The sequence below is a fragment of the Corynebacterium sp. KPL2861 genome, from assembly GCF_040225475.1.
Lineage (GTDB): Bacteria > Actinomycetota > Actinomycetes > Mycobacteriales > Mycobacteriaceae > Corynebacterium.
Genome location: NZ_JBEHFW010000001.1, coordinates 214,806 through 228,150, shown reverse-complemented (window position 1 = coordinate 228,150; position 13,345 = coordinate 214,806). Strand labels below are relative to the sequence as shown.

Sequence of the window (13,345 nt, the reverse complement as noted above, 5' to 3'; positions counted from 1 at the left end):
ATCCGTTCATAATGATGTATGTCGAACTCTCTACAACTGTGAAAAGGACACTTTATGGCCACCACCACGACTGGGGTTGAAGACCGGAAGAAACCGGTCCTCAAGGTGAGCAACGTGTGGGTGCAGGGCATCGCCCTCGTCATGATCTTTGGCTTTTTGGTCATGGGATTTTTGGCGTACCGCACCTATGACGCATCCATGCCGTTGCCGGAAAAGATTGTCTCCGAATCCACGGGCGAAACGGTCCTCACCAAGGACGAAATCACTAACGGCCAGGCGCTGTACCAAGCCCGCGGCCTGCAGCAATACGGTTCCGTGCTGGGGCACGGTGCCTACCTGGGCCCTGACTATACGGCGGAGTACCTGCGCCGCGCCCTCGACCATGCCCGCGAGGAAAACGACGCGAACGGTATCCCCGATTTCATTGATTCCTCCGCCACTCCCGAAGAGGCCGTGGTAGAAGAATTCCGCACCAACCGCTATGACGAAGAAACGGGCGTGCTGGAGTGGACCGATAACCAGATTTCGGCATTCGAGGCCAATAAGGACTACTACGCGCAGTACTTTGGCCCGGATTCCCACAACAGTGGCTTGCCGTCGGACTTTATTACCGATGAGCAAGACATCAATAACCTCGTCGGTTTCTTCGGCTGGACCGCGTGGGCTTCGGCGGCAGAGCGTCCGGGCCACGACTATTCCTATACCAATAACTGGCCAGCGGAATCGCGCGTGGACAACGGTCCGACCGCGGATCTCGTGGTGTGGTCGGTGCTCTCGCTCATCGCGCTCATCGGCGGTACCGGCCTGATCTTTGCGATTTACGGCCGGTGGTCTAAGTCCATCGGTTGGCACTCAGAAGAGGCGCCGAACCTGGACTTTAAGCAGCCGGGTGAGGTCGGGCTGACCAAATCGCAGAAGGTGGTGGCCTGGTTCGTCCTGGTCATTGCGTTGCTGTTCTTGATCCAGGCGCTGCTGGGTGCGGCGAGCCAGCACTATCGCACGGAACTAACCGGCTTCTTTGGCATCCCGCTGCAAGAAATCCTGCCCTATAACGTCTCGCGCACCTGGCACGTGCAGCTCTCCCTCCTGTGGACCGCCGGCGGGCTCCTAGCGGCCGGTATTTTCTTGGCCTCGTTCGTGGGCAAGAAGGAACCGAAAAAGCAGGATTGGCTCGTATGGTTCCTGCTCGGCGCCATCGCGGTCGTGGTCTTTGGTTCCATGGCCTTTGAATGGCTTTCCACCATGGGCTACATCGAAGAGGGCACGCTATTTTCCCAGCAATGGGAATACCTGGACCTACCGCGCTTCTTCCAGGTGCTGCTGACCATCGGTATGTTCGTGTGGATTGGTATTATCTACCGCCAGCTGCGCGGCCGCCTGAAAAACGAGCACAAGTCCAATATGCCGTGGCTCTTCTTCTTCGCCGGCCTGGCCATCCCAGCGTTCTACGCGGTGGGCAACCTGGCGGGATCGGAAACCCACATCTCCGTCGCAGAGTTCTGGCGCTTCTGGGTGGTCCACCTGTGGGTCGAGGACTTCCTCGAGCTATTTACCACCGTCATGGTCGCCTACGTCTTCGTCCTGCTCGGCGTGGTCCGCGAAAAGATCGCCCTGGGCATCATCTTCTTGGACGTCATCCTCTATTCCACCGGTGGCGTGCTGGGCACGATGCACCACCTGTACTTCTCGGGCACCCCGGTCGAGCACATGGCCCTGGGCGCATTCTTCTCGGCCGCCGAGGTCGTGCCGCTGACCCTGTTGACCGTTGAGGCATGGACCTTCATGCAGCTGGGCTCCCGCCAGCGCGCCTCGGGCGAGCGCCCCTTCCCGCATCGCTGGGCAGTGATGTTCCTGGTCTCCGTCGGTTTCTGGAACTTCTTGGGCGCGGGCATCTTCGGCTTCCTCGTCAACCTGCCTATCGTTTCTTACTACGAAATCGGTACGGCGCTTACCGCAAACCACGCCCACGGCGCGATGATGGGTGTGTATGGCTTCCTGGCTGTAGGCCTGTCGGTCTTTGCGCTGCGCTATCTCATCCCCAAGGACAAATGGTCCGATAAGGCCATGGGCTGGGCTTTCTGGCTACAAAACATTGGCCTGTTGTGGATGGTGGTAATTTCGCTGCTGCCACTGGGCATCATGCAGCTTTACGAGTCCGTCGGCTCCGGGTACGTGGAGGCGCGTTCGTTGGGCTATATCACCCAACCTGGAAACTTCGTTATGGAGTGGCTGCGCCTGCCTGGCGATGTCATGTTCCTCATCGGCATCCTGCCCTTCCTCTGGATGGCGCTGCGCGGCGTGCTCTACAACAAGGACATCCCCACGGTGGACGAGCACCCGACTAACCCGCTCTTTAGCATTATCACCCCAGACGAGGACGACCACGCGGGCGAGGTTCCCGTGGGATCCTCGGTGGGACTGGTTTCTGGAGGCAAGGGGCGAGTCGACAAGCGCAGCTCCACGGGCCGGCGCTACGGGTACGTTGATGAGCGCGGTGCCTTCGTTGAGGAGGAAGATCCCGATGCCGAGCGCGGCGATTCCGCCACCGCGCCGCGCCAGGAATTTGAATCGCGCACCAAGTGGGGCGGGACGTACCGTTCGGATAAGAAGGACGACTAATGCCGGGTTCATTTACCGTGCTGTCCGCCTGCTATGGGCTATTCCTGCTTGCAGTGGCGTGGGTATTCGACCTGCTGGCGCAGCAAACCGCCAACCGCACCATGGCCAACCAGGCCGGCACCTTCCGGTACTTGGAAGACCACGATGCTTGGCGATGCCCCGAAGATCACTGGCTCTGGCCCTCCAGCTTCGACCCCGAAAACCGCGTCATGCGCTACCGCGCGACCCCGACCGTGTGCAATACCTGCCCGGTCAAGCAACAGTGCACGGTCTCGCACCACGGCCGAGAGGTCACGCGCCAATTGGACCCGTGGCCGCACTCGGACTCGGGGCGCTTTCACCGCGGCATCGCGCTGGCGGTAGCGGCAATGGGCTACCTGCTGCCTTTGGCCTCGCTGATTAGCCATCATTCGCCTTCGGAGGTGGCGTTGACGCTCGCCACGGTGCTCATCATCACCGGATTCGGTGTGTATCCGCTGGCCCGCCACCTGTGGAATACGCCCTCGAACGCGCCGCAGCTGGTGGTGCCGGAGATGGATAACCGGGAGGCAGAGTTGGCGGCGCAGGTTGACCGCTATGGTTCGAAGTACGGAAAATCCACGCGCTATCGCTCGGTGCGTCAAGAACTGGAAGGGGAAAACTAAATGTCCGCTCCCGTATTCTGGCCGATCGTCATCGGCATCATCCTCGCTCTCATCGGGGTGTTTTTGTCCTACTCGCTGAAGGTGATTAAGCAGTATGAGCGGGGCGTGACTTTCCGTTTTGGTCACTTGCGGCCGATGTTGGAGCCGGGGCTGCATTTCTTGCTACCGGGCATCGATAAGCTGGAGCGCGTGGATTTGCGCGTGGTGACGCTGACGATTCCGCCGCAGGAAATCATCACCAAGGATAACGTGTCCGTGCGCGTGAATGCGGTGGTCATGTTCGAGGTTACCGATTCGAGCAAGGCGGTCCTCGAGGTCGAAAACTACGCCGTGGCCACCTCGCAGATTGCCCAGACCACCCTGCGTTCGCTCCTGGGGCGGGCGAGCCTGGATGACCTGTTGGCCCACCGCGAGGAGCTCAACGAGGACTTGGCGGCGATCATCAACGGCCAAACCGAACGGTGGGGCGTGCTGACCCGCATCGTAGAGATTAAGGACGTTGAGATCCCAGAGATGATGCAGCGCGCCCTGGCGCGCGAGGCGGAGGCGGAGCGCGAGCGCCGCGCCAAGGTTATTTCGGCCCACGGTGAGCTGCAGTCCTCCCGCGAGCTGCGCGAGGCCGCAGAGGAGCTGGGCAAGGCTCCGGCGGCGCTGCAGCTGCGCTACCTACAAACGGTGCTGGAGCTTGGCGCGGACCAAAACTCCACCATCGTCTTCCCGCTGCCCATAGACATCATGGGCGGGTTCATGGAAAACCTGGGCACCTTTAATAAGGGCTTTAAGGAATTCAGCGAAAACTTCTCGCAGGCGGTGAATGCGGAAAAGCCTGCGGACTAGGCTCTTAAGAATGCGGCCCCTGCCCAGCGGAGGGGCCGCTTTTCTGTGCCTCTCGAAGCTGCGCGATGTCCTGCGAATTTTGCTTTATATCGTTGGAATTGCGCGCGACCTGCACGACTAAATAAATGACACCGGCTATAAGTCCGATGAAGATAGCCAGCGGGATGAGTATCAGCAGAAGCTCGAACGGGCCAAGCGTCATTCCTACGCCTTTCTATGCAGGGATTTTAATTTCTGGCTAACACTCGCGCAGAGCTGCGGCGACTGCGCTCAGGCTGCGGCGCAGGTCGTCATCGCTTAAGTGGCCAAAGCCTAAAACGACGCCGTCTTCGGCGTCCACGCCGCCCCAGTATTCGCGCAGCGGGGTCAGCTTGATGCCGCGGGCGGCGGCGCGCGGGACGATGGCCGGATCGCAGAGCAAAACCGCGTGCAGGCCGCCGTTGATGGGCAGCAGGCGCGCGCCGGGGAGAGTGCCCAGGGCGTCGGCCACGAGGTCGCGGCGGCGCTTATAGGTCCGGCGCATGCGGCCGGTGTGACGCCGTAGCGCCCCGCTGGCCAGGTAGTGGGCGAGCGCGGCCTGTGGGATGGTGCCAACCGGCTGGCCAAAGATGTCGCGCTGCTTGTCGATGCCCCCGCGCAGCCCATCCGGGACCACCACATAGCCGCAGGCGATGGACGGCGAAATCACGGTGGAAAAGGTTCCGAGCAATACGGTGCGCTCTGGGGCGAGCGCGGCGAGTGCTGGCAGCGGCTGACCCACGTAGCGTAGCTCGGAATCGAAATCATCCTCGATCAGCAAAGCGCCGTGCTGGCGGGCCCAGGCCACGAGTTCGGCGCGGCGTTCGGCCGGCAGCGATGCGCCATACGGATACTGGTGGCTTGGGGTGACGATCAGCGCGTCGAGGTCGGTATCCGGCACGGTAACGCCATCGGCATCGGTGGGCACGTTCACCAACTCATGACCGAGTGCCTGCGGGATGCGACGCAGGCTGGGGTAACCGGGCGATTCGACGCCGACGCGCAGCGCCGTACCGAGCGTGCGCAGCACTAAAGCGAGGCCATCGCGGGCACCGGCGGTAACGACGATGCGGCGCGGATCCACCCGGAGCCCGCGCATGTGGCGCAGGTGGTTGGCTATGTGGTGGGGGAGTGGAGGGGCATCGGAAAGCGGCTGGGCAGCGGCATCGCGCCAGGCGGCGCGCCATTCGGGGGTGATGATGCCGGCAGTATCGGGCAGGCCGGGGGTCAATTCCAAAAGGTCGGGCGCGGGAGCGGGCTGCGGCGCGGGCTCGGGGCGCGGCGGCGGACTGTGGGGCAGGCGGGGATTGATGACGGTGCCGGAACCAACCTTAGCGCTGAGATAGCCCTCGGCGGTGAGCTGCTCATACGCAGTAACGACGCTGCCGCGGGAGACGCCGAGCTGGGTGGCCAGCGCGCGGGTGGAGGGGACGGGCTCGCCGGGCAGCAGGGCGCCGGAGGTGACATCGGCGCGCACGGCGGCGGCGATTTGCACCGGCAGGGCGCGCGAATCGGCGGGGTCGAGGCGCAGGGGCATAAACACAGTATAAGTGGTACAACCCAACACGCGGGAAATGGTTCTTTACTTGTACCACTTGAGCAGGGCAGTATAGAGCGCATGACCGAAAACATTGCGACCACGCGCGTGAAACGTGGACTAGCTGACATGCTCAAGGGCGGCGTCATCATGGACGTCGTGACCCCGGAACAGGCGCGCATCGCCGAGGATGCGGGCGCGAGCGCCGTCATGGCACTTGAGCGCGTGCCTGCCGACATCCGCGCCCAGGGCGGCGTGGCCCGCATGTCCGATCCGGAGCTTATCGAGGGCATCGTCGACGCCGTATCCATCCCCGTGATGGCGAAGGCGCGCATTGGTCACTTCGTCGAGGCGCAGATTCTGGGCGAGCTCGGCGTGGACTTCATCGATGAGTCCGAGGTGCTCAGCCCCGCCGATTACGTCAACCACATCAATAAGTGGGACTTCGATGTGCCATTCGTGTGCGGCGCCACCAACCTGGGCGAGGCCCTGCGCCGTATTACCGAGGGCGCGGCCATGATTCGATCCAAGGGCGAGGCCGGCACCGGCGATGTCTCCGAGGCCGTCAAGCACCTGCGCACCATTCGCGCGGAAATCGCCCGCCTGCAGCACCTCGATCGCGACGAGCTGTACGTCGCCGCTAAGGAAATCCAGGAACCGTACGACCTGGTCGCGGAGGTGGCGGAGACCGGCAAGCTGCCGGTCGTCCTCTTCGTGGCCGGCGGCGTGGCCACGCCTGCCGATGCCGCCCTCGTCCGCCAGATGGGCGCCGAAGGCGTCTTCGTGGGCTCCGGCATCTTCAAATCCGGTAACCCATCGGCGCGCGCGGAGGCCATCGTGAAGGCCGCCACGCTTTACGATGACCCCGCCGAGCTCGCCAAGCTCTCCCGCGGCCTGGGCGAGGCCATGGTCGGCATCAATGTCGGCGATGTGCCGGCACCGCACCGCCTAGCCGAGCGCGGCTGGTAATCGCGTGGTGATGCCACAAGAAGCTAGCGCCACGATCGGGGTGCTCGCATTGCAAGGCGGCGTGGAAGAGCACTTGCGCATCCTCGAAGGCCTAGGGGCGGACACGCGCCGGGTGCGCGTGCCGCGCGACCTTGAGGGGCTGGATGGGCTGGTGATCCCGGGCGGGGAGTCGAGTGTCATCGACAAGCTCGCCCGCACCTTCGGCGTGGCAGGTCCGCTGCGCGCGGCCGTGGACCACGGCCTTCCCGTGCTCGCCACCTGCGCCGGGCTGATTTATTGCGCCCGCGAGCTGGATAACCCCTCGCCGGGCCAGCAGACCCTGGGGCTGCTCGATATCACCGTGCGGCGCAATGCCTTTGGCAACCAGCGCTTTTCCGCCGAGCGCACCGTGCCGGTTGTGGTCGGGGAAGAAACGCTGCCCATCGAGGCCAGCTTTATCCGCGCCCCGCTGGTCACCCGTGTGGGCGAGGGCGTGGAGGCCATCGCGACCGTGCCGCGCGACGGCGCGGAGGAAGCGGTCGTGGGCGTGCGCCACGGCGGCGTCACCGCTTTGAGCTTTCACCCGGAAGAAAATGATGAGGCGCGCGTGCACGCCGCCTGGCTGGACAGTATCCGCTAGGCGCCGGATAGGCCGCGGCGCTTGAGCAGCGGCGCGACGTCCTTATCGCGCCCGCGGAAGTCGCGGTAGGCCGCACCGAAATCGCGGGAGGCGCCGCGGGAGAGGATGAGGTCCCGGAACTTCTGCCCGGCGGCGCGCAGATCGCTTTGCTCCTTGAACCACTCAAAACCATCGGCATCGAGCGCCTCCGCCCACAGGTAGGAGTAGTAGCCCGCGGAGTAGCCGCCGGCGAAGATGTGGTTGAAGTACGTCGAGCGGTACCGCGGAGCGATGTGCGGGTTATCCAGGCCCACCGCGCGCAGGGCCTCCTCCTCGAATGCGTCCACGGCCTCCGGGGTGGCCTCCAGCGCTGCGGCGTCCTTGGCGCTGAGCGAATGCCACGCCAAATCGATAATGGAGGCCGCCAAGTACTCCGAGGTGGCAAAGCCCTGGCCAAATTCGGAAGCGGCGGTCACGGCATCGAGCAGCTCATCGGGGATCGGCTCGCCGGTATCGACGTGGCGCGCATACTGCTTGACCAGAGTCTTATCCAGCGCCCAGTTCTCATTGATCTGCGAGGGGAACTCCACCCAGTCGCGCGGGACGTTGGTGCCGGCGAAGGTGGGGTAGTGGACATCGGAAAGCAGCCCATGCAAGGCATGGCCGAATTCGTGGAAGAGGGTGTGCACCTCGTCCAGACTCAGCAGGGGCTGGGAACCATCGGCGGGCTTGGTAATGCCCAGCACGTTGACGATGACCGGCTTGCGTTCCAGCAGGCCCGATTGGCCCACGAACTGGCTCATCCACGCGCCACCGCGCTTGGTGGGGCGGGCGAAGTAATCCGTGAGCAGCAGGCCGATTCCCTTATCTCCGTGTTCGCCCTGTTCTTCGTGTTCGACATCCTTGTCGAACACCTCCCACACGCGCACGCCCTCGGCATAGCCCTCCAGGTCCTCGCGCGGGATAACGGTAATGCCGTACAGGCGCTCGGCGGCGGCGAATACGCCCTGGGTGAGGACCTTGTCTAGGGGGAAGTACTGGCGCAACTCCTCCTCGTCGAGCGAGAAGTCGCGGGCGCGGACCTTGGATTCCCAGTAAGGCCAGTCGGCGGCGTGGAAGTCTTGCTCGTTGAGCGTGGCTTCCTCGGCTAGCAGCTTGTGTTCGCCGGCGGCATTGGCCGCGGTGGCGGGGGCGAGGTCTGCGAGCATGTCGCGCGCGGCATCGGCGCTGCCAGCGGTTTCTTCCGCGATGACGTAATCGGCGTGGGAGGCATAGCCCAGCAGCTCGGCGCGTTCGGCGCGCAGCTGGACGGCCTCGATAAGCCCTGGAATGTTGTTTTCGGAGCCTCTGCTTGCCGATGCCGCATAGAGCTTCTTCCGCGCCCCCTCCTGAGCCAAGCGGGACTGCTCCGATTGCACGGTGGGCAGCTCGAGCGGGATGACGTAGCCTTCGCGGCCTAGGGCCTTGGCATCCGCCTTGGCCGAGGCGATGCGCTCTGGCGGCAGGCCTTCGAGCTCTTCTTCCGTGAACTCGACGGCGCGCTCGCGCGTGGAGGCCATGAGATTGCGGCCGAATTCCTCCGATAGGGCGGAGAGGCGCTGGTTGATATCGGATAGGCGGGCCTTGCCGGCGGCATCGAGATCCGCTCCTTGGCGTGCGAACGTGCGCAGCAGGTGTTCGTGCAGGCGAGTACCCTCCTCATCGCCGGCGGGTGGGGTGGCGTCCTTGATGCGCTGGTAGAGCTTTTCGTCCTGGTACATCGCGTCGTAGTGGGCGGACAGGCGCGGATAGATATCGGCGGCGATCTCTTCCATCTCATCGGTGACGTCCGTGCCAGACAGGTTGCCAAAGACCGACATCACGCGGTCGAGGTCCTGGCCGGATCGCTCGAGGGCTTCCACGGTGTTTTCCCACGTGGGGGCGGCGGTGTTTTCGGTAATAGTGGCGAGCTCGGCGTCGTGGCGTGCGAGCGCTTCGTCGAAAGCAGGGCGGTAGTGCTCGACCTTAATCTCCGCAAACGGCGGGAGTTGGTAGGGCAACGATGAAGGGTGGAGTAATGGGTTAGTCATAAGCGACCAATGTACCCATTAACTCCACCCTGTGTGATGGTATTCACTAAGATTGCTAGCCCACGGGAACGAGCTCCGCGTCTTCATCCTTTTTCTTTGGCGCGGTGACCTTGCACTTTCCGGCGTTCATCAAGATGATGTCTAGTACGAGGAATGCGGCAAGGGTAATACCCAAAAGCGGCATAAATACACCGACGGTGGCGGTAAAGAGAGCGCCTAGGACGGTGGTAGCCCAGGAGAAGTGCCGCTTGGAGCCAGGGGCGAATTGCGGCCGGCGCTTCCACCACATGTAGTAGCCCAGTACCACCATGGCGGCGATGGCGAGGCCGAGCGCGAACAGGGCAATCTGCAGCGGCAGGCCAAACATGATGCCCATGTGCAGGTAGATGCCCCAGCTGCTGAGCTTGCTAAACAGTGGCAGCTCAGAGAATGGAAGGCGGTCGATGACCTCGCCGGTGGAACCGTTGACAGAGACTTCATCGGAGGTATAGCGCCACTCGACCCAGCGCTCGCTGACCTTCCACCCCGAGTCGGTGTCTTCCGGCGCGTACAGGCGCAGCGGGCCCGTCAGGCCTTCCGCGCGGCCGGCGGCATAGACGCGCTCGGCCTGCTCGGCGATGACCTCCGGCTCCGGCGCTTCGCCCGCAGCTTCCGCATCCCCGCCGTGAGCGCCGTGGGCGCCGTGAGCACCGTGGCCTTCGTGCCCGGCGTGGGTATCGTGTCCGCCATCGGCGGAGGAATCGGTGGCGAGCGCGGTTTCAACCGGCGTGGCCTTCCAGTTCATCTTTTCCACCACGGAATTGACGTTCTCGCCGGCCAGCTGGGACCAAGTAATGCCGGTGGCGGACAGGCCAATGAGCCCGATGAAAATCCAAGCGCCCATCGTGGAGTGCAGGCGGGTGGCCTTCCAGCGCTTGGAGCGCTGTGGCTGCTTCTTTAGCGGTGCGGCAGCCTTCTTGGGCCGGCGGCGAATCCACCACATGTAAAGGCCGCCGCAGGCTAAGACCCACAGCCAGGAGGCGGCTAGCTCGGAATAGAGCTCGCCCGGCTGGCCTAGGTGGAAGCTTTCATGCAGCGAGGAGATCCAGCGGCGCAGCGGCATTTCGCCCAGGCCGGAATAAGTGGGGTAGTCACCGATGACCTCGCCATCGGCCGGGTTTATAAAGACGGTGCGCTGCAGGCTCTCGTCGATGCCCGGATCCGCCACCAGCACGCGCGTGGAGTCCGTCGCCGATTCTGCCGGCCACACCTGGGAGACCGGCATATCCGGGTGCTCCTTCTGGGCAGCGCTGATTTGGTCCTCCAGGCTTACCGGGTTATTTACTTCCTCGACGGTCATGACGTCGTGGTAAGCAAACTTTTCCAGGGTGGGCGCCAGTGCATAGAGGCAGCCGGTCAATGCCGCGATCAGGATGAAGGGGCCGACGAACATGCCGCCGTAAAAGTGTATGCGTTGGATGAAGGAACGCAGAGTCGTCCGACTCATAAAATAGTTCTCTTTCGTGCTTAGTGGTCAGTTGCATGGGTGCTGATATCAACTGCACTAATAGTCGGAACTTAGGCAACCCTGGTTCCCGGAAGGTGAAAAATTTTTTCAGTTGTGTGAAAACGAGGGGGGCGAAAACGACGACACCGCGCGCCCTGCAAAGGGAACGCGCGGTGAAATCTAGCTGGTGAAGAAAGCTCTTACTTCTTCAGGCCATCGATGATCTCGTTGAACTGTGCGACGGGGCGCATGACAGCGGAGGTCTTCTCGTCGTTGGGCCAGTAGTAGCCGCCGAGGTCGGCGGGCTCACCCTGGGCATCGATAAGAGCCTGGGAGATCTCATCGGCCTTGCCGGAAAGCTCGGAGGCGACGTCCTTGAAGGAGGCCGCGAGATCGGCATCCTCGGTCTGGTTAGCCAGCTCCTCGGCCCAGAAGGTGGCCAGGAAGAAGTGGGAACCGCGGTTGTCGTTCTCGCCCACCTTGCGGGATGGGGACTTGCCCTCATTGAGCAAGCGCTCGGTGGCCTTGTCCAGGGTGGTGGCCAGCACGCCGGCCTTCTCGTTGCCGTTGGTCTGGTTCTCGTGGCGGAAGGACTCGGCCAGCGCCAGGAACTCACCGAGGGAGTCCCAGCGCAGGTGGTTTTCTTCCTGCACCTGCTGGACGTGCTTCGGGGCGGAGCCGCCGGCACCGGTCTCGAAGAGGCCGCCGCCTGCCATCAGCGGAACCACGGACAGCATCTTTGCGGAGGTGCCCAGCTCGAGGATGGGGAAGAGGTCCGTGTTGTAGTCACGCAGCACGTTACCGGTCACGGAGATGGTGTCCTCGCCGCGGCGGATGCGCTCGATGGAGGTCTTGGTAGCGGTGACCGGATCCTGGATCTCAATGTCCAAGCCCTCGGTGTCGTGGTCCTTCAGGTACTTTTCCACCAGGGACTGGATATTGCGGTCGTGGCCGCGCTCTGGGTCGAGCCAGAAGATGGTCTTCATGCCGGACAGGCGGGCGCGGTTGACGGCGAGCTTGACCCAGTCCTGGATCGGCTCGTCCTTGGTCTGGCAGGCGCGCCAGATATCGCCGGCCTCGACGTCGTGCTCGATGAGCACCTCGCCCTTGGAGTTGCGGACCTCAACGGTGCCGGCTGCCGGTACCTTGAAGGTCTTGTTGTGGGAGCCGTACTCCTCGGCCTTCTTGGCCATCAGGCCGACGTTCGGCACGGTACCCATGGTGGTGGGATCAAAGGCGCCGTTTTCCTTGCAGTCCTCGATGACGGCCTGGTACACGCCGGCGTAGGAGGAGTCCGGGATGACGGCGAGGGTGTCCTGCTCCTCGTCGTTCTTATTCCACATGTGGCCGGAGGTGCGGATCATTGCCGGCATGGAGGCGTCAATGATGACATCGGAAGGCACGTGCAGGTTAGTGATGCCCTTGTGGGAGTTGACCATGGCGAGATCGGGGCCATCGGCAAGCGCGGATTCGAAGGCAGCCTTGATCTCCTCGCCATTGTCGAGCTTGTCCAAGCCCTCCAGGATGGAGCCCAAGCCGTTCTCGCCGTTCAGGCCGGCGGAGATGAGCTCGTCGCCGTACTTATCAAAGACATCGGCGAAGTAGGTGCGCACGACGTGGCCGAAGAGGATGGGGTCAGAGACCTTCATCATGGTGGCCTTCAGGTGAGTGGAAAAGAGCACGCCCTCTTCCTTGGCGCGCTTGACCTGCTGGAGCAGGAACTCATCGAGGGCCTTGGCGGACATGAAGGTGCCGTCGATGACCTCGTCCTTAAGTACCGGCAGCTCCGGCAGCAGGGTCTGCTCGCCGTCGGCGGTCTTCAGCACGATGGACAGGGTATCTTCCTCAGGGATGATGACGGACTTCTCGTTGTGGCGGAAGTCGTTATCGTCCATGGTGGCAACGTTGGTCTTGGAATCCTTGGACCATTCACCCATGCGGTGCGGGTGCTTCTTAACAAAGTTCTTTACGGCCTCCGGCGCGCGGCGGTCGGAGTTGCCCTCACGCAGGACGGGGTTAACGGCGGAGCCCTTGACGGAATCGTAGCGGGCCGCGATGTCCTTTTCCTCGTCGGTGGAGGGATTATCCGGGTAATCAGGCAGGTCGTAGCCGGCGGCCTGCAGCTCGGCGATGGCCTTCTTCAGCTGCACCAGGGAAGCCGAGATATTCGGCAGCTTGATGATATTAGCCTCTGGGGTCTTGGCCATCTTGCCCAGCTCAGCCAGGGCGTCTTCCACCTTCTGGTCTTCGGTGAGGCGCTCCGGGAACTGCGCGGCGATGCGGGCAGCCAGGGAAATATCGCGGGTTTCTACGTCAATGCCCGCGGTGGAAGCGAAGGCCTCCACGATGGGCTTGAGGGAATAGGTCGCCAGAAGCGGCGCCTCATCGGTACGGGTCCATGTAATCTTAGCCATGATTCTCCTATTAAATGTGGGAAAATTTCTTCAGATGACCAGATTACCGATTTTGTCCGCTCCATGTGGAGCGCTCGGTACATTCTGGGGCTGGGTGGCATCGGTCACGGGGCCATGCGCTGGGTAAACCTCTTCACCTGTCCACGCCCTGAAC

General features: G+C 63.0%; 10 protein-coding genes. 5 read left to right on the top strand and 5 right to left on the bottom strand.

From position 1 onward, the window contains the following. The first annotated feature begins 54 nt into the window (after positions 1 to 54). Genes ABRP84_RS01045 through ABRP84_RS01035 form a run of 3 tightly spaced genes read left to right on the top strand, consistent with a single transcriptional unit; the run spans position 55 to position 4,100 of the window. Entirely contained in the window at positions 55 to 2,619 is a 2,565-nt protein-coding gene (locus tag ABRP84_RS01045; RefSeq protein WP_349852189.1) for a nitric-oxide reductase large subunit, read from the top strand. Beyond that, positions 2,619 to 3,263, top strand: a complete 645-nt coding sequence (locus ABRP84_RS01040; protein WP_349852187.1) for a hypothetical protein — start codon at positions 2,619 to 2,621, stop codon at positions 3,261 to 3,263. Before ABRP84_RS01045 ends, ABRP84_RS01040 begins: the two co-directional genes overlap by 1 nt. Then, positions 3,264 to 4,100 carry an SPFH domain-containing protein gene (locus tag ABRP84_RS01035; protein ID WP_349852185.1) on the top strand — a complete coding sequence of 279 codons (837 nt, stop codon included), beginning with the start codon at positions 3,264 to 3,266 and terminating at the stop codon, positions 4,098 to 4,100. A gap of 4 nt (positions 4,101 to 4,104) precedes the next feature. Here ABRP84_RS01035 and ABRP84_RS01030 read toward each other — a convergent pair whose 3' ends face one another. Both ABRP84_RS01030 and pdxR read right to left on the bottom strand, forming a co-directional pair. Next, positions 4,105 to 4,302, bottom strand: a complete 198-nt coding sequence (locus tag ABRP84_RS01030) for a hypothetical protein (protein ID WP_349852183.1) — start codon at positions 4,300 to 4,302, stop codon at positions 4,105 to 4,107. Positions 4,303 to 4,338: 36 nt separating this feature from the next. Further along, the gene (pdxR, locus tag ABRP84_RS01025) at positions 4,339 to 5,655 is read right to left on the bottom strand and encodes a MocR-like pyridoxine biosynthesis transcription factor PdxR (protein WP_349852181.1); all 1,317 of its coding nucleotides are present in this window, start codon (positions 5,653 to 5,655) and stop codon (positions 4,339 to 4,341) included. Between the two features lie 81 nt (positions 5,656 to 5,736). Between pdxR and pdxS the strand changes: the two genes are divergently transcribed. Beyond that, positions 5,737 to 6,624 (top strand): pyridoxal 5'-phosphate synthase lyase subunit PdxS, encoded by an 888-nt coding sequence (gene pdxS / locus ABRP84_RS01020; RefSeq protein ID WP_349852179.1) that lies wholly within the window; start codon positions 5,737 to 5,739, stop codon positions 6,622 to 6,624. A 10-nt stretch (positions 6,625 to 6,634) separates the two neighbouring features. Further along, positions 6,635 to 7,243 (top strand): pyridoxal 5'-phosphate synthase glutaminase subunit PdxT, encoded by a 609-nt coding sequence (pdxT, locus tag ABRP84_RS01015; protein ID WP_349852177.1) that lies wholly within the window; start codon positions 6,635 to 6,637, stop codon positions 7,241 to 7,243. Here pdxT and ABRP84_RS01010 read toward each other — a convergent pair. The 3 genes from ABRP84_RS01010 to ABRP84_RS01000 form a co-directional block, all read right to left on the bottom strand. Beyond that, on the bottom strand, positions 7,240 to 9,291 hold the full coding sequence (locus tag ABRP84_RS01010) for a M3 family metallopeptidase (protein ID WP_349852175.1): 2,052 nt from the start codon (positions 9,289 to 9,291) through the stop codon (positions 7,240 to 7,242). The genes pdxT and ABRP84_RS01010 overlap by 4 nt on opposite strands. A gap of 55 nt (positions 9,292 to 9,346) precedes the next feature. Beyond that, positions 9,347 to 10,777, bottom strand: a complete 1,431-nt coding sequence (locus tag ABRP84_RS01005) for a PepSY-associated TM helix domain-containing protein (protein WP_349852173.1) — start codon at positions 10,775 to 10,777, stop codon at positions 9,347 to 9,349. Between the two features lie 200 nt (positions 10,778 to 10,977). Further along, positions 10,978 to 13,191, bottom strand: a complete 2,214-nt coding sequence (locus ABRP84_RS01000) for an NADP-dependent isocitrate dehydrogenase (RefSeq protein WP_349852171.1) — start codon at positions 13,189 to 13,191, stop codon at positions 10,978 to 10,980. Positions 13,192 to 13,345: the final 154 nt, after the last annotated feature.

What these genes read in the sequence shown, in the direction of transcription:
- ABRP84_RS01040 (WP_349852187.1), top strand. Translation starts at nt 2,619, where the DNA reads ATGCCGGGTTCATTTACCGTGCTGTCCGCCTGCTATGGGCTATTCCTG.
- ABRP84_RS01035 (WP_349852185.1), top strand. Translation starts at nt 3,264, where the DNA reads ATGTCCGCTCCCGTATTCTGGCCGATCGTCATCGGCATCATCCTCGCT.
- ABRP84_RS01000 (WP_349852171.1), bottom strand. Translation starts at nt 13,191, where the DNA reads ATGGCTAAGATTACATGGACCCGTACCGATGAGGCGCCGCTTCTGGCG.
- ABRP84_RS01045 (WP_349852189.1), top strand. Translation starts at nt 55, where the DNA reads ATGGCCACCACCACGACTGGGGTTGAAGACCGGAAGAAACCGGTCCTC.
- pdxR (WP_349852181.1), bottom strand. Translation starts at nt 5,655, where the DNA reads ATGCCCCTGCGCCTCGACCCCGCCGATTCGCGCGCCCTGCCGGTGCAA.
- pdxS (WP_349852179.1), top strand. Translation starts at nt 5,737, where the DNA reads ATGACCGAAAACATTGCGACCACGCGCGTGAAACGTGGACTAGCTGAC.
- ABRP84_RS01010 (WP_349852175.1), bottom strand. Translation starts at nt 9,291, where the DNA reads ATGACTAACCCATTACTCCACCCTTCATCGTTGCCCTACCAACTCCCG.
- pdxT (WP_349852177.1), top strand. Translation starts at nt 6,635, where the DNA reads ATGCCACAAGAAGCTAGCGCCACGATCGGGGTGCTCGCATTGCAAGGC.
- ABRP84_RS01005 (WP_349852173.1), bottom strand. Translation starts at nt 10,777, where the DNA reads ATGAGTCGGACGACTCTGCGTTCCTTCATCCAACGCATACACTTTTAC.
- ABRP84_RS01030 (WP_349852183.1), bottom strand. Translation starts at nt 4,302, where the DNA reads ATGACGCTTGGCCCGTTCGAGCTTCTGCTGATACTCATCCCGCTGGCT.